16 protein-coding genes are annotated in these 17194 nt (G+C 65.2%); 8 read left to right on the top strand and 8 right to left on the bottom strand.

Annotated features, from left to right (window positions below; genetic code table 11):
• The first annotated feature begins 160 nt into the window (after window positions 1–160).
• A complete protein-coding gene (locus XH83_RS28300; protein ID WP_371746368.1) occupies window positions 161–316 on the top strand; it encodes a Flp family type IVb pilin in 156 nt (51 codons plus the stop codon).
• 273 nt (window positions 317–589) lie between these two features.
• Here the strand turns inward: XH83_RS28300 and XH83_RS28295 are convergent, their stop codons facing one another.
• Window positions 590–2200 (bottom strand): NAD(P)/FAD-dependent oxidoreductase, encoded by a 1611-nt coding sequence (locus XH83_RS28295; protein ID WP_194403913.1) that lies wholly within the window; start codon window positions 2198–2200, stop codon window positions 590–592.
• A 178-nt stretch (window positions 2201–2378) separates the two neighbouring features.
• Here XH83_RS28295 and XH83_RS28290 point away from each other — a divergent pair, with 178 nt between their 5' ends.
• The gene (locus XH83_RS28290) at window positions 2379–4658 is read left to right on the top strand and encodes a fused MFS/spermidine synthase (protein WP_194403912.1); all 2280 of its coding nucleotides are present in this window, start codon (window positions 2379–2381) and stop codon (window positions 4656–4658) included.
• Window positions 4659–4777: 119 nt separating this feature from the next.
• Here the strand turns inward: XH83_RS28290 and XH83_RS28285 are convergent, their stop codons facing one another.
• Both XH83_RS28285 and XH83_RS28280 read right to left on the bottom strand, forming a co-directional pair.
• Window positions 4778–5761 (bottom strand): glycerophosphodiester phosphodiesterase, encoded by a 984-nt coding sequence (locus tag XH83_RS28285; protein WP_194403911.1) that lies wholly within the window; start codon window positions 5759–5761, stop codon window positions 4778–4780.
• Between the two features lie 62 nt (window positions 5762–5823).
• A complete protein-coding gene (locus tag XH83_RS28280) occupies window positions 5824–6621 on the bottom strand; it encodes a L,D-transpeptidase (RefSeq protein ID WP_194403910.1) in 798 nt (265 codons plus the stop codon).
• A 315-nt stretch (window positions 6622–6936) separates the two neighbouring features.
• On the opposite strand from XH83_RS28280, the gene XH83_RS28275 reads away from it, so the two are divergent.
• Window positions 6937–7260, top strand: coding sequence for a hypothetical protein (locus XH83_RS28275; protein WP_194403909.1), 324 nt, complete (start codon window positions 6937–6939; stop codon window positions 7258–7260).
• Between the two features lie 53 nt (window positions 7261–7313).
• Here the strand turns inward: XH83_RS28275 and XH83_RS28270 are convergent, their stop codons facing one another.
• Both XH83_RS28270 and XH83_RS28265 read right to left on the bottom strand, forming a co-directional pair.
• Window positions 7314–8075 (bottom strand): ABC transporter permease, encoded by a 762-nt coding sequence (locus XH83_RS28270; protein ID WP_194403908.1) that lies wholly within the window; start codon window positions 8073–8075, stop codon window positions 7314–7316.
• A complete protein-coding gene (locus XH83_RS28265; protein ID WP_194403907.1) occupies window positions 8072–8995 on the bottom strand; it encodes an ABC transporter ATP-binding protein in 924 nt (307 codons plus the stop codon). The genes XH83_RS28270 and XH83_RS28265 overlap by 4 nt, the downstream gene beginning before the upstream one ends.
• Before the next feature lie 288 nt (window positions 8996–9283).
• Here XH83_RS28265 and XH83_RS28260 point away from each other — a divergent pair, with 288 nt between their 5' ends.
• Window positions 9284–10003 (top strand): hypothetical protein, encoded by a 720-nt coding sequence (locus tag XH83_RS28260; RefSeq protein ID WP_194403906.1) that lies wholly within the window; start codon window positions 9284–9286, stop codon window positions 10001–10003.
• Between the two features lie 88 nt (window positions 10004–10091).
• On the opposite strand, the gene XH83_RS28255 is transcribed toward XH83_RS28260, so the two are convergent.
• The gene (locus XH83_RS28255) at window positions 10092–10943 is read right to left on the bottom strand and encodes an alpha/beta fold hydrolase (protein WP_194403905.1); all 852 of its coding nucleotides are present in this window, start codon (window positions 10941–10943) and stop codon (window positions 10092–10094) included.
• Window positions 10944–11061: 118 nt separating this feature from the next.
• On the opposite strand from XH83_RS28255, the gene XH83_RS28250 reads away from it, so the two are divergent.
• Both XH83_RS28250 and XH83_RS28245 read left to right on the top strand, forming a co-directional pair.
• Window positions 11062–11679, top strand: coding sequence for an ABATE domain-containing protein (locus XH83_RS28250; RefSeq protein WP_194403904.1), 618 nt, complete (start codon window positions 11062–11064; stop codon window positions 11677–11679).
• 143 nt (window positions 11680–11822) lie between these two features.
• Entirely contained in the window at window positions 11823–12767 is a 945-nt protein-coding gene (locus tag XH83_RS28245; protein WP_194403903.1) for a LysM peptidoglycan-binding domain-containing protein, read from the top strand.
• Between the two features lie 27 nt (window positions 12768–12794).
• Here XH83_RS28245 and XH83_RS28240 read toward each other — a convergent pair whose 3' ends face one another.
• Window positions 12795–13868 (bottom strand): tartrate dehydrogenase, encoded by a 1074-nt coding sequence (locus XH83_RS28240; RefSeq protein WP_194403902.1) that lies wholly within the window; start codon window positions 13866–13868, stop codon window positions 12795–12797.
• 153 nt (window positions 13869–14021) lie between these two features.
• Here XH83_RS28240 and XH83_RS28235 point away from each other — a divergent pair, with 153 nt between their 5' ends.
• Both XH83_RS28235 and XH83_RS28230 read left to right on the top strand, forming a co-directional pair.
• Complete coding sequence (locus XH83_RS28235; RefSeq protein ID WP_194403901.1) at window positions 14022–14939, top strand: LysR substrate-binding domain-containing protein; 918 nt, start codon at window positions 14022–14024, stop codon at window positions 14937–14939.
• 38 nt (window positions 14940–14977) lie between these two features.
• Window positions 14978–15802 (top strand): aspartate dehydrogenase, encoded by an 825-nt coding sequence (locus XH83_RS28230; RefSeq protein WP_194403900.1) that lies wholly within the window; start codon window positions 14978–14980, stop codon window positions 15800–15802.
• A 4-nt stretch (window positions 15803–15806) separates the two neighbouring features.
• Here the strand turns inward: XH83_RS28230 and XH83_RS28225 are convergent, their stop codons facing one another.
• Window positions 15807–17111, bottom strand: a complete 1305-nt coding sequence (locus XH83_RS28225; protein ID WP_194403899.1) for a sorbosone dehydrogenase family protein — start codon at window positions 17109–17111, stop codon at window positions 15807–15809.
• Between the last annotated feature and the right edge of the window lie 83 nt (window positions 17112–17194).

The raw sequence follows: 17194 nt of genomic DNA, 5'->3' as shown, positions 1-17194 counted from the left end.
GGGTTCCATTGGGTTCAATTTTTGGAACTTTTGTCGGCGATTTTCCGCGAAAGTTGCGGTTCCCGGGTTAACCGGGTCGAAGGTCGCGCCCCGTACATTTTCGGATGTCGAATTCAGACAGCGCAATTTGAAATTGAAACGGAGGCGAGTCTTGAAGAACATGATTTGGAAGTTCTGGTCGGATGAGTCCGGTGCAACGGCGATCGAATACGGTCTGATTGCCGCGGGCATCGCCCTGGCGATCATCACCGTGGTGAACAGCCTGGGTAGCACCATGAACGACAAGTTCACGTCGATTAACACCTCCTTGAAGTAAATTCCGCCTCCATTTCCCAGCGGGGCTGTTTTTCTTCTGAGGCTATTCCTGATCACCGCCCGCGAGGGGAATTCCCCCTTGCGGGCGATGTCGTTTTTGGCCAGCGCTTTCGATGACTCACAGGTTGTCCGCTGCTTATCCGGGACGCTATCCACCCGCTTTTCCCGCAATTGTTCCTGCGCTCTTCCACCGTGCTTCCCCAGGCTCGTCATGAGGTTCTGGCCCACGCATCCGCAGCCTCTCCACAGCGCCGCCAACAGGCTGTCCACAGGCCTATCCACGGCTTCCGAACAGCGATCGGTGATCCCTCAGGATCGCCTGCGCCGCATTGTGGCCGGGCGCACCGGTGACGCCGCCGCCGGGATGGGCGCCGGAGCCGCAATGGTAGAGGCCCTTCAACGGTCCACGATAATCGGCATGGCCCAGCATCGGCCGTGCCGAGAACAGCTGATTCAAAGTCAGCGCGCCGTGGAAGATGTCGCCGCCGAGAAGTCCGAACTGCCGTTCGAGGTCAAGCGGGGACAGGACCTGGCGGCCCAGCACGCTCGCCGCAAAACCCGGCGCGTAGCTATCCACCGTCGCGATCATGAGATCGGCGACCTCGTCGCGATGGTCATCCCACGATTTTCCATCCGGAAGCTCCGGCGCGACGTGCTGGCAGAACAGGCTCGCGACATGCCGTCCCGCGGGCGCCAGCGTGTCGTCGAGCGTGGAGGGGATCAGCATCTCGACGACGGGCGAGCGGCTCCAGCCTTCCGCCCGCGCGTCGAGATAGGCGCGGTCCATATAGTCGAGGCTCGGCGCCAGGATGATGCCGGACGAGAGATGGTCGCCTTCGCCCGGCAGCGCCGTGAAGGAGGGCAGGCGATCCAGCGCCACGTTCATGCGGAAGGTGCCGGAGCCGTTCTTCCAGTGCCGGATACGGGCGAGGAAGTCCGCAGGCAGGGCCTCGGCTGCGATCAGACGCGAGTAGAGCAGCTTTGGATTGACGTTGGCCGCGACATATTTCGCGCGGATCGTCTCGCCGTTCTCCAGCACGATGCCGACCGCGCGGTCGCGCTCGACGATCACCTCGCGCACGCCGGCATCCGTGTCGATCACGACGCCGCGCTCGCGCGCCGCGCGCGCCATCGCCTGCGTGATCGCGCCCATGCCGCCGATGGCGTGACCCCAGACACCCTTCTTGCCGTTCACCTCGCCGAAGGCGTGATGCAGCATCACATAGGCCGAGCCGGCGGCGTAGGGGCTGGCATAGTTGCCGACGATGGCATCGAACCCGAACAGCGCCTTGACCAGATCATGCTCGAAGCGCTCGTCCAGCATCTCGCCGGCCGAGCGGGTGAAGAGATCGAGCAGGCTGCGGCTCTGCTCCAGCGTGAGGCCGCGCAGGATATTGGCAGTCTTCCAGGCGTTGACGCCTTCGCGGATGGCCGCGGTGCCAAAGCCGTCGACGAGGTTCGGCGGCGCCCGCAGCACGAACTGCCTGAGCACGTCGGCGATGTCTTCCAGCTCGCGTGAAAACCCGTCGAGCGCGCCTGCGTCATGCGCACTCAACCGCTCGACCGATGCCTTCGTCCGGCCCTCGCCGGTGAGGAGATAGCTGCCGTCGGGCGCGGGCAGGAAGTTCTGGGCACGCCGTTCGACGATGCGCAGGCCCTGTTCAGTGAGCTTGAGATCGCGGATCACCTGCGGATTGAGCAGGCTCACGGTATAGGCCGCGACCGAATTGCGGAATCCCGGGTGAAACTCCTCCGTGACCGCGGCACCCCCGACGACCTTGCGGCGCTCGACCACGCGCACGCGTAGGCCCGCCATCGCGAGATAGGCCGCGCAGGTGAGGCCGTTATGGCCAGCGCCGATGATGACGACGTCGGTTTCGGTCATGAGAGATTCAAATTGTTCCACCGTCATTCCGGGATGGTCCGAAGGACCAGACCCGGAATGACATCTCTATATCAAGCAATCCTCGCTGCAACATCACGCGCCCCTTTATTGCCCGTTCAGGCGCCTTGTGCTCCATTGCGCGCGTCCGGCGCCCGCCGGGTCTTGAGCCGGAGCTTCCATGGATTCGATCGTGCAACCCGCCGCCACGGAGCAGCCGTCCGCCTCGCGCAACCGGCTGCTGCTGACGGTCTACACCGCTGCGATCTTCGTCAGCGCGCTGCTGCTGTTCTCGGTGCAGCCGCTGTTCACGAAGATGGTGCTGCCGCGGCTCGGCGGCTCGCCGGCGGTGTGGTCGGTGGCGATGGTGTTCTTTCAGTCGCTGCTGCTGGCGGGCTATGCCTATGCGCATCTGTTGATGCAGGCGAGGAGCCGCGTCGTTCCGGTGGCCGTGCATCTGGTGCTGCTGATCGCGGCCTTTGCCACGCTGCCTCTCGGTATCGCCTCGGCCTATGGCGAGCCGCCGGCGTCCGGTTATGCGTTCTGGCTGCTCGGCCTGTTCGTGGTCTCGATCGGCCTGCCGTTCTTTGCGCTCGCCGCCAACAATCCGCTGTTGCAGGCCTGGTTCGTCCGCACCGGCCATCCGGCCGGACATGATCCCTATTTCCTCTATGCCTCCTCCAACATCGGCAGCTTCCTCGCGCTGCTGTCCTATCCGTTCCTGCTGGAGCCGGCGTTCACACTGCACATGCAGAACCGGCTCTGGACTGCCGGTTATGGCGTCCTGATTCTCTTGATCGCCGCCTGCGGTGCGCTGTTGTTGCGCTCGCCGAAGCTGGCGGTGGTCGACCCGAAAACCGAGGACATCAATGCGCCAGCGCCGGCGTTCCTGACGCGGCTGCGCTGGATCTTCCTGGCCGCGGTGCCGTCGGGTCTGCTCATCGCCGTCACCGCGCACATCTCGACCGACGTTGCGGCGGCGCCGCTGCTGTGGGTGCTGCCGCTGTCGCTGTATCTGCTCACCTGGGTCGTGGTGTTCCAGTCGCGGCCGCTGCTGCCGCACAAATGGATGCTGATGCTGCAGCCGGTCGCGATCGCAGGCGTCGTCGTTCTGCTCGCCTTCGGCGGCGAGCAGAATCTGCTGCTGACGCTCGGCGGCCATCAATTGTGCTTCTTCGTCATCGCCATGGCCTGCCACGGCGAGCTGGCACGGACCCGCCCCGCAGCCAAATATCTCACCGGCTTCTATGTCGCGCTGTCGTTCGGCGGCATGGTCGGCGGGCTTTTTGCCGGCCTCGTCGCGCCCTTCACCTTCTCCTGGATCGCCGAATATCCGATCCTGGTCGCGCTTGCTGCGCTGTGCCGGCCGGCCGCAAACGAGCGGTTTGCCGGTGTCGTCAAATGGTATTGGCTGGGGCTCGCCGCGCTTGCGATCGCGCTCGTCGCGCCGTCATACGCCACCGGGAATCTGTCGACCTGGTTCGAGGATCACCGCGTCTGGGTCGCTGGCGGCGTCGGCGTGCTTGCCGCGCTGCTTGCGCTGGCGCTCAATGCCGGACGCTGGAAGATCTTTGCCACCGTCGTGCTCGCGCTGGCGTTGATCCGCGTCTATCCCGCGGACGAGGGCCGCGTCACGACGGTGCGCAGCTTCTTCGGCGTGCACAAGATCGTGGTGACGCCCGGCGGCTATTTCCATGTGCTGATGCACGGCACCACCATCCACGGCGCCGAACGCTTCCGCAATAATGACGGCACGCCGGTCGCGGGCCGCCCCGAGCCGATCACCTATTACCACAAGGACGGCGGCATCGGTCAGGCCGTCAGCGCGATCCGCGAACGCAAGGGCACGCCGCTCAAGGTCGCCGCGATCGGCGTCGGCTCCGGCACGCTCGCGTGTGCCGCAGTGCCTGGCGAGGACTGGAAATTCTTCGAGATCGACCAGTCGATGGTGGATGCGGCGCGTGACCCCAAGAATTTCCGCTACATCTCGAGCTGCATGCCGGACATGAAGCCGGTGATCGGCGATGCGCGGCTCACCTTTGCCAAGGAGCCCGACGGCGCCTACGACCTCATCATCGTCGATGCCTATTCGTCGGATGCGATCCCGATTCATCTCGCCACCGAAGAGGCGATGAAGATCTATAAGGACAAGCTCGCGCCGCATGGCGCCGTGGTGATGCACGTCTCCAACCGGCATCTCGATCTCGAGACCGTCGTGGTCGGCATTGCGGATGCCAACGATCTCAAGAGCTGGGTCTTCAACGAGGATTCCGGGCGGGATGGTGACTACATCTTCTCCACCGACGTCGTCATCTCCGCGCGGGAGGAAGCAGATATCGGCCGGCTTGCCTCATCCAAGTCCTGGGAGCAGACCGAAGCCGACGACAGGGTGCGGGTCTGGACGGACGACTATTCCAACATCCTGGGCGCGCTGTACCGGCGCTTGCGGGACGGGGAATAGGGCCACTTCGTAACTTCGTAGCCCGGATGGAGCGAAGCGTAATCCGGGGCCGCTCGTGCGTGGTGGGCACTTCTCCCGGATTGCGCTTCGCTCCATCCGGGCTACAAGGCGAGAGGCTTCTACGGCTCGACCGGCGTCCCCGCCGGCAGCGCAATTCCCTTCTCGCCCGCCACCTGTCGCAGCAGATCCGGGCGATCCGAGATGATCCCGTCGACGCCGAGCTCGATCATCCGCGCCATGTCCTCACGCTTGTTGACCGTCCACACCACCACGCGCAATCCGAGCGCTCGAGCTTCGGAAACGAGCGCAGCGGTGACATCGCCGAAATAGGGCGACCAGATCGCGCCGCCTGCTGCCTTGATCGTCCGCGGCAGCGAGCCGCCGTGATCGGCCGGGCTGAAGCCAGCGGTCCAGTTCGTCGCCTTGTCCAGCGCCACCGTCTGCCCCGAGCCGCGCTGGAGCGTCAGGTACACCGTCGGGATCTTCGGTGCCTGCTGCTGGACGAGCTGCAAGGTCCTCCAGTCGAAGGACTGGATCATGACCCTGTCGGAAAACGCCTCGGACCGGATCAGCCCAAGCAGCTTCGTGACAAAGGCTTGCGGATCGAGCGTGTCGTCCGGATGGTTCGGGTCGATCTTGGTCTCGATGTTGAATCGCACCCGCGCGTTGCCGGATTTCCGCACCAGCGCGAACAGCTCGCCCAGCGTCGGAATGCGCGTCCCCGGCATGGCGCGCTGGTCGGGGAATTGCTTCGCATAGTTGCTGTCCGGCCGGATCTGGCCGACGTCGTAGGTCTTGACCTCCTCCAGCCGCAGCTTCACGAAAGGCGTGCCGGGCGCGGGAATATACGCGCCGTCGGCGTTGCGCGTGAGATCAGGATTGAGCCCGCGCTCATGCGACACGATGATCTCGCCGTCCGCGGTCACGCCGGCGTCGAGCTCCAGCGTGTCGACGCCCATCGACAACGCGTTGGCGAAGGCCGGCAGGGTGTTTTCCGGCAACAGCGCCCGCCCGCCGCGATGCGCCTCGAGATCAAACGCCATGGCCCGCCCCATGATCAGAACTGAGAGCACGGTCAGAATCGTCGTGGCACGTGACGGCATGGTGCCTCGAATAGCTATCGCTTATTAGCGCTGACCACCGACGGCGGGGAGAAGCGACCGCTTCAATTCTGGTAGTAATAGCCGCGCGGCTGATAAACCTGCCGGGGTTGCGGCTGATAATAATACCCCTGCTGGCCGTAGCCCTGATTGTAATATTGCTGCGGCTGCTGCTGATAGACCTGCGCGTCATAGAGCGGGCGGGTGGCCGAACGCGGCGCCGGATAGCGCGCGCCGGTGTCGCTGCCGTCCGCGGGATAGATGTAGTTGTCGTCCTGCGGCATGTAGCGGCGCGCGGGCTGCGCCGGCGGCGTCAGGTTCACGGGATCGCCTGTGGTAGCGACTTGCTCTTCGACGGGCTGCTGGGGAGCGCGGGCCACCGCAGCATTGGCGCGGCCGCGCGGATTGCGCGCCAGCGCCACCTGGGCCGAGCCGGTCAGCGTCACCGTGGTGTTGAGCACGCCCTGCTGCTGCACCAGCGCATAGAGCGTCGAGGCGTTCTGGCGCGACAGCCGGACGCAACCATGGGAGGCGGGCGAGCCGAGACGGCCGACGGAATCCGTGCCGTGGATGGCGTGACCGACCTTGGTGAAGAAGATCGCGTGCGGCATCGGCGCGTCGTCGAACTCCTTGGAGTAGTGATCCTCTTCCATGCGGAAGGTGCGGAACGCGCCGTTCGGCGTCTCGCGCGAGGGGATGCCGGTCGACACCGGCCAGTGATAGCGCGCGACGCCGTCGACCGCGACGGTCATCTGCTGATTGTCCTTGTCGACGGTGATCTCGACCTTGGCCTGCGCGGTGCCCGCGCTCAAAAGCATCAGGGAGGTGAAAGCAATGAAAAATGAACGCATCTGGAAACGCATTTGAATCCTGGCCTCCGGCCTCTTCTCGCTAGCCGCCGCGGCTCTCCGTCCCCGGCGTGCAATATGCCTGCAATCCGGCTTTCGTTCCAGCGGCCTGCTTCAGCCATCGTTAACGTGACGTCGGGCGTAAGCAAGGCCGCTTTGTGCCGCGCGGCTGCCGGCGCTGCTGACATTTTCGCGAGCTGACGCGCGCTCACAACGCCGACAATTCGTCACAAAGGCGCAACCATCCGGCTGCCCCGGGCGTTGAGCACCACCACCCTCGACAGGCGGCGTCCGCCGCCGCTACCTCTTTTATTTCCCCTGGGGTCGAACATGAACAAAGCCCGTATCTCCGCCGCAGCGCTCCCGGCCGGCTTGCCCGTCCGCCTGCTGTTCGCCGCAGCCAGCCTGCTTGCGCTGTTGGCCTTGCCGCACGCCGGCCACGCTCAGGGCATCGTGCGCGGTGCGCAGGAAGGCTCCTATGAAGGCAACCGGATTGCCGGTCCCGTTGGAGGCGTGGTTGGTGGCGCAGTCGGGGCCGGTGTTGGAGGCGCCGTGGGCGCGGTGGAGGGCGTGTTCGGCATTCCCCACCGTCATTACCGCCACCGCTGCCGCGGATATTACGACGGGTATCACCACTTCCACTGTTACAGGTGACTGCCGCCGAAGTCATTCCGGGGCGCACGCATCGCATGCCCCGGAACGACAGATCAATTCTTCAGCCGATAACCCGTGCGGAAGATCCACCAGATCACGACCAGGCAGATCACCAGGAACGCCAGCGTCATGCCGATACTGACGGAGATGCTGACGTCCGCGATCTCGTAAAAGCTCCAGCGGAAGCCGGAGATCAGATAGACGACCGGGTTGAGCAGCGCCACCGTGCGCCAGGTGGGCGGCAGCATGTCGATGGAATAGAAGCTGCCGCCGAGGAAGGTCAGCGGCGTCACCACCAGCATCGGGATCATCTGCAGCTTCTCGAAGCCGTCGGCCCAGATGCCGATGATGAAGCCGAACAGGCTGAACGTCACCGCCGTCAGCACCAGGAAGGCCAGCATCCAGATGGGATGATGGATATGCAGCGGCACGAACAGCCCGGCTGTGGCCAGGATGATCAGGCCCAGAATGATCGACTTGGTCGCGGCGGCGCCGACATAGCCCAGCACGATCTCGAAGTAGGAAATCGGTGCCGACAGGATCTCGTAGATCGTGCCGGTGAACTTCGGGAAGTAGATGCCGAACGAGGCGTTGGCGATGCTCTGCGTCAGCACGGAGAGCATGATCAGGCCCGGCACGATGAAGGTGCCGTAGCTGACGCCCTCGACCTGGCTGATGCGCGAGCCGATCGCGGCGCCGAACACCACGAAATACAGCGAGGTGGAAACCACCGGCGAGACGATGCTTTGCAGCAGCGTGCGCCAGGTGCGCGCCATTTCGAACAAATAGATGGCGCGGATGGCGCGGTGATTCATGACGTCCTCACGAGGTCGACGAAGATGTCCTCGAGCGACGATTGCGTCGTGTCGAGATCGTTGAAGCGGATGCCGGCGGTGCGGAGATCGCCGAGCAGGCTGGTGATGCCGGTGCGCTCGCCCTTGGTGTCGTAGTCGTAGACCAGCGTTGCGCCGTTGTCGCAGAGCTCGAGCTCGTAATGATGAAGGCTTTCCGGCAGTGCGGCGATCTTGCCCTGCAGATGCAGCGTCAGCCGCTTCTTGCCGAGCTTCTGCATCAAGGTCGCCTTGTCCTCGACCAGCACGATCTCGCCCTTGTTGATGACGCCGATGCGGTCGGCCATCTCCTCGGCTTCCTCGATGTAATGCGTGGTGAGGATGATGGTGACGCCGGATTGCTGAAGCGTGCGCACGACCTCCCACATGCCCTTGCGCAGCTCGACGTCGACGCCGGCGGTGGGCTCGTCCAGGAACAGGATCTGCGGCTCGTGCGATAGCGCCTTGGCGATCATCACGCGGCGCTTCATGCCGCCGGAGAGCGTGATGATCTTGTTGTCCTTCTTGTCCCACAGCGAGAGGTCCTTCAGCACCTTCTCGATATGCGCAGGGTTCTTCGGCTTGCCGAACAGTCCGCGGGAGAAGCTCACCGTCGCCCACACGCTCTCGAAAGCATCGGTGTGCAATTCCTGCGGCACAAGGCCGATCAGCGAGCGTGCCTTGCGGTAGGAGGTCTGGATGTCCCCGCCACCGACCAGGACGCGTCCCTCGCTCGGATTGGCGATGCCGCAGATGATGGAGATCAGCGTGGTCTTGCCCGCGCCGTTCGGGCCGAGCAGCGCGAAGATTTCGCCACGCTTGATATCGAGATTGACGTTCTTGAGCGCCTTGAAGCCGGACCCATAGGTCTTCGACAAATTGGCGACGGAAATGATGGAGGACATGATGGCCGCGAGGATGAGGGGCAAGGGCTGGGGAGGGGGAGGCTGGCCTCTGCCGGGAGGGCGGGTCAGCGGAGCCCTGAGATAGGAATGCCATTGCCCGGCCGCAATCGGCTGGAGAAAAATGGTCTCAAAACAGGCTCTTCGGTGGCAGGTTCCAGGCAAGTGTTGCGCGATGGTCACGGGCTGTGGCTAAGATTGCCGTTCACGCGGCTCTTTGTTGCGTCTGCGAGCAGGCCATGGCTACGATTCCGGCCAATCGCAAAGCGTATGTCCCCAGGGAAAACATCGATGAGACCGAACGGCCGTCACACCGCCGGCGCCAGCCAATTGTCCGCCCTCCGCGTCTGGGCGATGGGCCTGCTCCTGCTGTCAGCTGTTGCCATGAGCCCTGTTTCCGCCAACGCGGCACCGAGCCAGGCCCAGGCCGCGACCACGCATGTCTACCTGCTCCGCGGCGTGCTCAACATCTTCTCGCTCGGGCTCGACACGATCGGCGCCCGGCTGCAGGCACAAGGCGTCCCGGTCACCGTCGCCAACTTCGTGTCCTGGTCCTCGCTCGCCGACGAAGCCGCGACCGCCTACAAGGCCGGCCGCCTCAAGACCATCATCCTGGTCGGCCATTCCTCCGGCGCCACGGCGCTGCCCGACATGATCGCCAAGCTCAACCAGCTCGGCGTGCCCGTGAAGCTCGCGATCGGTCTCGACTCCGTGTTCAAGACCAGGCTCTCGACCGGCGCGGAGCGCTACATCAACATCTATATCGGCGACGGTCCCGGTGAGCCGGTGCGGGCCGCGCAGGGCCTGCGCGGCAAGCTCGACAATGTCGACGTGCGCGGCACCGGCGTCGGCCACATCTCGATCGACAAGAACGAAGCGATCCAGCGCCGCGTCATCGCCGAGATCGACGCCGCCATCATGCGCTCGCGCGCTCCGGCAGCCCCGATCGCCGAACGCGGCGCACCGCGGCAGGCCCGTTCGGCGGCGGCGACGGCCCCAGCAAGGAACTGAGCGGTTCTGCGCGACGGATTTCGTCGCGCATGACTAGCTCGATAATGCCGACACGCGCGAAGCTATCGCGCGGTCGTGCCTACCGCCGTCATTTCAAGAATGCACGGATGCTCTCCGCGATCTCCTTCGCATGCGTCTCCAGCGCAAAATGGCCGGTGTCGAAGAACTGCACCACCGCGTTGGGATTGTCGCGCTTGAACGCCTCGGCGCCGGGCGGAATGAAGAAGGGATCGTTTCTGCCCCACACCGCCAGGAACGGCGGCTTATGCGTGCGGAAGTAGCTCTGGAAGAGCGGGTAGAGCGCGACGTTGCTCTTGTAGTCGCCGAACAGGTCGAGCTGCACGTCATCCGAGCCCGGGCGCGCCAGGTAGAAATTGTCGAGGTTCTGGCCGTCCGGCGACACCAGGGTCGCGTCAGGGACGCCGTGCGTATATTGCCAGCGCGTCGCCTCCGGCGTGAGGAAGGCGCGTAGCGCCTCGCGGTTTGCAGCGGATGGATCCTGCCAATAGGCCTTGATCGGGGTCCAGCCATCGCTGAGGCCGTCCTCATAGGCGTTGCCGTTCTGCGAGATGATCGCCCTGATCCGCTCGGGATGGCTGAGCGCCAGCCGAAAGCCCGTCGGCGCGCCATAGTCGAACACGTAGACGGCAAAGCGATCGAAGCCGATCACCTCGGTGAAGCGCTCGATCACATGGGCGATGTTGTCGAAATTGTAGACGAAGTTTTCGCGCGGCGGCATGTCCGATTGGCCGAAGCCGGGAAGGTCCGGCGCCACGATGTGAAACCTGTCCGCCAGCAGCGGGATCAAGTCGCGGAACATGTGGCCGGCGCTTGGGAAGCCGTGCAGGAGCAGCAGCTTCGGCGCGCCCTTGGGGCCGGCCTCGCGATAGACCACCTTGAAACCATCGACATCGGCGGTGCGATAGGTGGTCGGGGTCATAGCCATCTCCATTGAATAACCTGTTGAGTTCTGTATTGAGGGTTACGTACTCTCGAGTAACTTGTCAATCGTGCTTTAACAGGTTACATATTTGTGAGCCTTGTTTCTGGGACCGCTCATGGACAGACCGCCCGCGATGTTCATCGCCGACTCGCTCGGCCTCGATTTCCTCAATTCGGTGGCGACGCCGGTCGATACGCCCGTCGACTGGCTCGGGGACGGCGATGGCCTGATCGACTGGCTGGCCCAGGCGAAGCTGGTGCCGGCGGAGGAGCTGGACGAACTGAGGGCGCGCGCGAAGCCGGGCGAGCTCGACAAGGTCGCCGATCAGGCCCGTGCCCTGCGCGAGTGGTTTCGCGGCTTCGTGCGCAAGCATGCCGGTCGGCCGTTGACGGGGAATGCACTGCGCGAGCTCGGCCCGCTCAACAGCTTGCTTGAGCGCGACGACATGTTCAGGCGGATCGAGCCTGGGCCGGGCGACGACAGCGTTCTCGCGCTACGAATGAAGCGCCGCTGGCGGTCGCCGGACTCCCTGCTGCTGCCTATCGGCGAGGCAATGGCAAAGTTTGTCTGCGACGAGGATTTTTCCGACGTGAAGGCATGCGAGGGCCAAAACTGCACGATGCTGTTCGCCGACCACACCCGCAGGCGGGCACGGCGATGGTGCATCATGTCGGTCTGCGGCAATCGCGCCAAGCAGGCCGCGCATCGCAGCCGGCTCAGGAACAGACAGTGACCGCGCCGAGAAAGTCCCCGTTATGAGATCACGGGTCTTTGATAGGCGCGTGCCCCAGTTCCTGCGCCCCAAAATTCACCAAATCGGTGGTCACTAAGCCCCAAGGGGAGGCCTCTGCCTTCCGTGGTGGGACTGCTGGACTGATGATTGATCTGAGGCGCCTTGTCGTGCTGGCAGCCATTGCGCTGCTCGCCCTGGATCCCGGCGTAGCAGCCGCTTCACCCGCCAAGTCGAAGCCCGCGGCGGCCGCCGTCCCTGCCGCGCCGCCGCCCCCGCCGTTCGAGCCGCTGCCGCCGCCGAAGATCTACCTGTTCCGCGGTGCCATGGGGCCGATCTTCTCGACCGGCATGGACAGGCTCGGCGAGAAACTGACCGAGGCCGGCTTCGCGGCCGACGTCTATGAATTCACCCTGTGCCGGTTCGTCGGCAATCGTGTCATCGCCAGCTACAAGGAAAGCCCGGCGCCGATCGTGCTGATCGGCCATTCCATGGGCGGGCTGTGCTCGGTCGTCATCTCAGAGATGGCGGCCAAGGAGAACATCCCGATCAGCCTCGTCATCGCCATCGATCCCGCGCATGCGACCGGCGACGTGCCGCTCAATGTCGAGCGCTTCATCAACATCTTCCTGTCCGACAGCGTGCTCGGCGGCGGTGACGTCGTCGCGGTCTCCGGCTTTCGCGGCCATTACGCGAGCTACGATCTCAAGGAGAATAGCCGCGTCTCGCACATCAACATCGAGAAGTCCGACGACATCCATCGCCAGATCGTCGAGATGGTGAAGCAGTTGCAGCGCATTCCGCCGCAGACCCACGCCGACGCCGTGCCGCTGCGCTATCTCGTGCCTGCCGATACGTTGGTCGAATTGTGGGATTCCGGCGTGCGGGTGCCGGTGCGCAAGGGCGATACCATGGAGAGCATCGCCGCCGCCAATCGCGTGCCACTGTGGACGCTGGCGCAGAGCAACTCGCTGGCGGAGAATGCGCCGCTCACCCCAGGGCAAACCATCATCGTCCCGCGCCACCTGACACCGCCCGAGCCCACCGCCGCGATGGCGACGCCGCCGCCGGCTCCGACGAAGCGGAAGTAGGGCGTCTTCGCCTCTCCAAGCTGGACTCTACACGTTCGACCCGTGGATCGCGTCGATCACGGCGTCCGTCACTTCTTTCGTCGTCGCCTTGCCGCCGACATCGGGCGTCAGCACGCCGGCGGCGCAGACACGCTCGACGGCGGCCATCAGCCGTAACGCCGCATCCTTCTCGCCGAGATGCTCCAGCATCTGCGCGCCGGTCCAGAAGGTTGCGACCGGATTGGCGATGCCCTTGCCGGTGATATCGAAGGCCGAGCCGTGGATCGGCTCGAACATCGAGGGGAAGCGGCGCTGCGGATCGATATTGCCGGTCGGCGCCACGCCGAGGCTTCCCGCCAGCGCGCCGGCGAGATCGGAGAGGATGTCGGCGTGCAGATTGGTCGCGACGATGGTGTCGAGGCTCTTCGGATGCAGCGTCATGCGCACCGTCATGGCATCGACCAGCATCTTGTCCCAGGTCACGTCGGGGAATTCGGTCGCGACCTCGGCGGCAATCTCGTCCCACATCACCATGCCGTGGCGCTGGGCGTTGGACTTGGTCACCACGGTCAGGAATTTACGCGGGCGCGACTGCGCGAGCTGGAACGCATAGCGCATGATGCGGGTGACGCCGACGCGGGTGAACACCGCGACTTCGGTGCCGACCTCTTCCGGCAGGCCCTTGTGCGCGCGGCCGCCCATGCCGGCATATTCGCCTTCCGAGTTCTCGCGCACGATCACCCAGTCGAGATCGCCGACGCCGACATTGCGCAGCGGCGAGGCGACGCCGGGCAGGATCTTTGTCGGCCGCACATTGGCGTATTGGTCAAAGCCCTGGCAGATCGGCAGGCGCAGGCCCCACAGCGTGATGTGATCGGGCACGTCGGGGGCACCGACTGCGCCGAAATAGATCGCGTCGAACTTCTTGAGCTCAGCGAGACCGTCGGCCGGCATCATCACGCCGTGCTTCTTGTAATAGTCCGAGCCCCAGTCGAACGTCTTGACGTCGAAGGCGAGATCGCCGCTGCGCTGTGCCAGCGCCTCCAGCACGCGGATGCCGGCCGAGATCACCTCGGGGCCGATGCCGTCGGCGGGAATGGCCGCGATCGAATGGGTGCGCATGGGAGGCTCCGTTTGGGATGTCAGTGGTGCCGCGCCGGATCCGGCGGGCTGCGTCGGCGCCGAATCTAGACGGTGGCCCAAACCGTCTCAAGCGACGCTGGTTTATACAAAAAAATGATATAATCATCGCCGTCTGAGGTGAGAGGGCCGGGAATGGAATTGCATCAGCTTCGGTGCTTCGTGGCGGCAGCCGAGCAGCTGCATTTCGGCCGCGCTGCGCAGCAGCTCCACATGCTGCCCTCGGCGCTGGGCCGGCAGATCAGGTTGCTGGAGGAGGATCTCGGCACGCGGCTGTTTGCGCGGACCACGCGCGCGGTGTCGCTCACCGAGGACGGCACGACGCTGCTGCGCGATGCCCGTGCCATCCTCGCCAAGGTCGAGGCCGTCGAGAACAGCCTTCGCAATCGCTCGCGTGCGGGAGCCGCGCGGCGGCTGCGGATCGGTGCCATCGACAGTGCGGCGGCCGGGCTGCTGCCGCCGCTCTTGCGCGACTTTCGCGCGAGCCATCCTGACATCGCAGTGCAGCTTCTCGAGGACAAGACGGTCCGGCTGCTGCCGAAGGTGCTGACCGGCGCGCTCGATCTTGCCTTCGTCCGCCCGCCGGGCCGCGCGGACAAGCGGCTCGAATTCCGCAATCTGCTCCAGGAGACCGCGATCGTGGCGTTCCCGCAGCGGCATGCACTGGCGAGGCGCAAGTCGATCACGCTGGCCGACATCGCCGACGAGGCGATGCTGGTGCCGGATCGCCGCTCGCGGCCGCACAGCCACGATCTCACGATCAAGCTGTTCGAGCAGGCCGGGCTGACACCGCGCATCGTGCAGGTCGCCGACGAGAAGCAGACCATCATCCATCTGGTGGCCACCAGGCTCGGCGTCGCGATCGTGCCGCGCTGGACCACGCGGATGGCGGTGTCGGGCGTGCGCTTCGTGCCGCTCCGGCTGAGGCAGAGCGGTCCGGTCGGCCGGCTGCCGCTTGCCGCCGCCTGGCTGCGCGGCACGCGCGATCCGGCTCGCGATGCCATGCTGGCGGTGCTGGAGGCGCGCCTGCGCAGCTATGCGCGGGAGGCGTGAGGGGCTATGACGTAGGCTAGGGTGAGAAGGTGGATGCGATGAGCGAACAAAAGACGCCGGGTGAATTGCGCGTTGCCATTGCCGGGCTGGGCTCGATCGGCAGCAAGATCGCGACCGCGCTCGATCAGGGCATCGAGGGGCTGGCGCTGTCCGCCGTCGCGGTGCGCGATCCCGCAAAGCATCAGGCATTCCTCGATAGCCTGCGCCGCCCGCCGCGAATCCTGCCGCTCGAGCAGCTCGGCGAGGCCGCCGACATCGTGGTCGAATGCGCGCCGAGCCATCATCTGCGCTCCATCGTCGAGCCCGCGGTGAGGCGCGGCAAGGCCGCGGTCGTGGTCAGCGTCGGCGGCCTGCTCGATAATTTCGATCTCGTCGATCTCGCCCGCGCCAATGGCGGCCGCATCATCGTGCCGACAGGCGCACTGATCGGGCTCGACGCCGTCAACGCCGCCGCCATCGGCACCATTCATTCCGTGAAGATGGTGACGCGCAAGCCGATCGACGGGCTGAAGGGGGCGCCGTTCATCGTGCAGAACAACATCGATATCGACAATCTGCGCGAGCCGCTGAAATTGTTCGAGGGCAGCGCGCGCGAAGCCGCAAAAGGCTTTCCGGCGAACGTCAATGTCGCCGTTGCGCTGTCGCTGGCGGGCATCGGGCCTGATCGCACTCAGATCCAGGTCTGGGCCGACCCGACCGTGACTCGCAACGTTCATCGCATCGAGGTCGACGCGGATTCGGCTAGGTTCTCGATGGGCATCGAGAACATCCCGTCGGAGAATCCCAAGACCGGGTTGATCACCGCACTGTCCGTGATCGCGCTGCTCAAGAAGGAGCGCGCCACCCTGTGCGTGGGGACGTGAGGCTCTACGCTCCCGTGACGCGCCAGATCACGTTGCCGACGTCGTCGGCCATCAGCAGCGATTTCTTGTCGGGGCCGATCGTCACGCCCACCGGGCGGCCGTAGGATTCCTTCTCGTCGGGGGACAGGAAGCCCGACAGGATGTCGCGACCCGGACCGGACGGCTTGCCGTTCTCGAACGGGATGAACACCAGCTTGTAGCCGGACAGCTTGCTGCGATTCCACGAGCCGTGCTGGCCGATCACCATGCCGTCGCCGAAGCCGGGCAGGGTGCCCGCGGGCATCCAGCACAGGCCGAGCGAAGCGGTGTGGCCGCCGAGCGCGTAGTCCGGCTGCAGCGCCTTGGCGACCATCGCCGGATCCTGCGGCACGCGGTCGTCAACCGTCTTGCCCCAATAGCAATAGGGCCAGCCGTAGAAGCCGCCGTCACGCACCGAGGTGAGATAATCGGGCGGCGTCTCGTCGCCGAGCCCGTCGCGCTCGTTGACGACGGTCCAGAGCACGTTCGTTTTCGGCTCCCAGGCCAGGCCTACGGGATTGCGCAAGCCGGCGCCGAAAATGCGATGCGTGCCAGCGACGAGGTCGAGCTCGTACACCGCGGCACGGCCTTCCTCGACCTCCATGCCCATCTCGGCGATGTTGCTGAGCGAGCCGACGCCGGCATAGAGCTTCTTGCCGTCTGGGCTTGCGAGCAGGCTGCGCGTCCAGTGGCCGCCTGGCTTGAAAGTCGTGAGGCGCTTGCCCGGCGCGGTGATGCGGTCGGCCCCCGCGACATAGGGAAACGCCATCACGCCGTCGGTGTTGCCGACATAGAAGGTGTCGCCGACCAGCGCCATGCCGAAGGGCTGATTGAGGTTCTCCATGAAGGCGCCGCGAACTTCGGCGACGCCGTCGCCGTCTCTGTCGCGCAGCAGCGTGATGCGGTTGGCGGACACGCCGAGCGCGGCGGCGCGGCGCATCGTCGCCTGCATCGCATAGTGAAACACGCTCCTCGGCGCGCCCGCGATCTGCGTCGCCTCCGCGATCAGCACGTCGCCATTCGGCAGTACCTCGATCCAGCGCGGATGGTCGAGGCCGGTGGCGAACGCGTTGACCTCAAGGCCCGGCGCGACCGTCGGTTTCTGGCCCTCGCTCCATCCGCGCGCGGTCGGCATCTTCAAGGTCGGGATCGCGCCTTGCGGCTTCGCTTCGGGAATGGCGGGGCTCAGGCCCCAAGCCGGCGCTGGCTCGGTGCCCGTCATCTTGCGCCATTGCAGCGCGATGCCGCCGAGGATCGCGACGAACTGCGCGAAGATGCTGGAGAAGGTCATGAGGTGCCCCTGTTTGCGCGCGCATCCAACTGGCTGACGGGGCCGGCGTCAACCTATGCGGTATGCCGCTGGGGCCTATTCCC

Source organism: Bradyrhizobium sp. CCBAU 53351, from assembly GCF_015291745.1.
Taxonomy (GTDB): Bacteria; Pseudomonadota; Alphaproteobacteria; order Rhizobiales; family Xanthobacteraceae; genus Bradyrhizobium.
Note: the sequence above shows the minus strand (reverse complement) of the source record. Positions and strands in the feature narration are given on the sequence as shown.

Bases quoted from the DNA above. Each gene is read 5' to 3' on its own strand.
- XH83_RS28300 (WP_371746368.1), top strand. From the start codon at position 161: ATGATTTGGAAGTTCTGGTCGGATGAGTCCGGTGCAACGGCGATCGAA.
- XH83_RS28295 (WP_194403913.1), bottom strand. From the start codon at position 2,200: ATGACCGAAACCGACGTCGTCATCATCGGCGCTGGCCATAACGGCCTC.
- XH83_RS28290 (WP_194403912.1), top strand. From the start codon at position 2,379: ATGGATTCGATCGTGCAACCCGCCGCCACGGAGCAGCCGTCCGCCTCG.
- XH83_RS28285 (WP_194403911.1), bottom strand. From the start codon at position 5,761: ATGCCGTCACGTGCCACGACGATTCTGACCGTGCTCTCAGTTCTGATC.
- XH83_RS28280 (WP_194403910.1), bottom strand. From the start codon at position 6,621: ATGCGTTTCCAGATGCGTTCATTTTTCATTGCTTTCACCTCCCTGATG.
- XH83_RS28275 (WP_194403909.1), top strand. From the start codon at position 6,937: ATGAACAAAGCCCGTATCTCCGCCGCAGCGCTCCCGGCCGGCTTGCCC.
- XH83_RS28270 (WP_194403908.1), bottom strand. From the start codon at position 8,075: ATGAATCACCGCGCCATCCGCGCCATCTATTTGTTCGAAATGGCGCGC.
- XH83_RS28265 (WP_194403907.1), bottom strand. From the start codon at position 8,995: ATGTCCTCCATCATTTCCGTCGCCAATTTGTCGAAGACCTATGGGTCC.
- XH83_RS28260 (WP_194403906.1), top strand. From the start codon at position 9,284: ATGAGACCGAACGGCCGTCACACCGCCGGCGCCAGCCAATTGTCCGCC.
- XH83_RS28255 (WP_194403905.1), bottom strand. From the start codon at position 10,943: ATGACCCCGACCACCTATCGCACCGCCGATGTCGATGGTTTCAAGGTG.
- XH83_RS28250 (WP_194403904.1), top strand. From the start codon at position 11,062: ATGGACAGACCGCCCGCGATGTTCATCGCCGACTCGCTCGGCCTCGAT.
- XH83_RS28245 (WP_194403903.1), top strand. From the start codon at position 11,823: ATGATTGATCTGAGGCGCCTTGTCGTGCTGGCAGCCATTGCGCTGCTC.
- XH83_RS28240 (WP_194403902.1), bottom strand. From the start codon at position 13,868: ATGCGCACCCATTCGATCGCGGCCATTCCCGCCGACGGCATCGGCCCC.
- XH83_RS28235 (WP_194403901.1), top strand. From the start codon at position 14,022: ATGGAATTGCATCAGCTTCGGTGCTTCGTGGCGGCAGCCGAGCAGCTG.
- XH83_RS28230 (WP_194403900.1), top strand. From the start codon at position 14,978: ATGAGCGAACAAAAGACGCCGGGTGAATTGCGCGTTGCCATTGCCGGG.
- XH83_RS28225 (WP_194403899.1), bottom strand. From the start codon at position 17,111: ATGACCTTCTCCAGCATCTTCGCGCAGTTCGTCGCGATCCTCGGCGGC.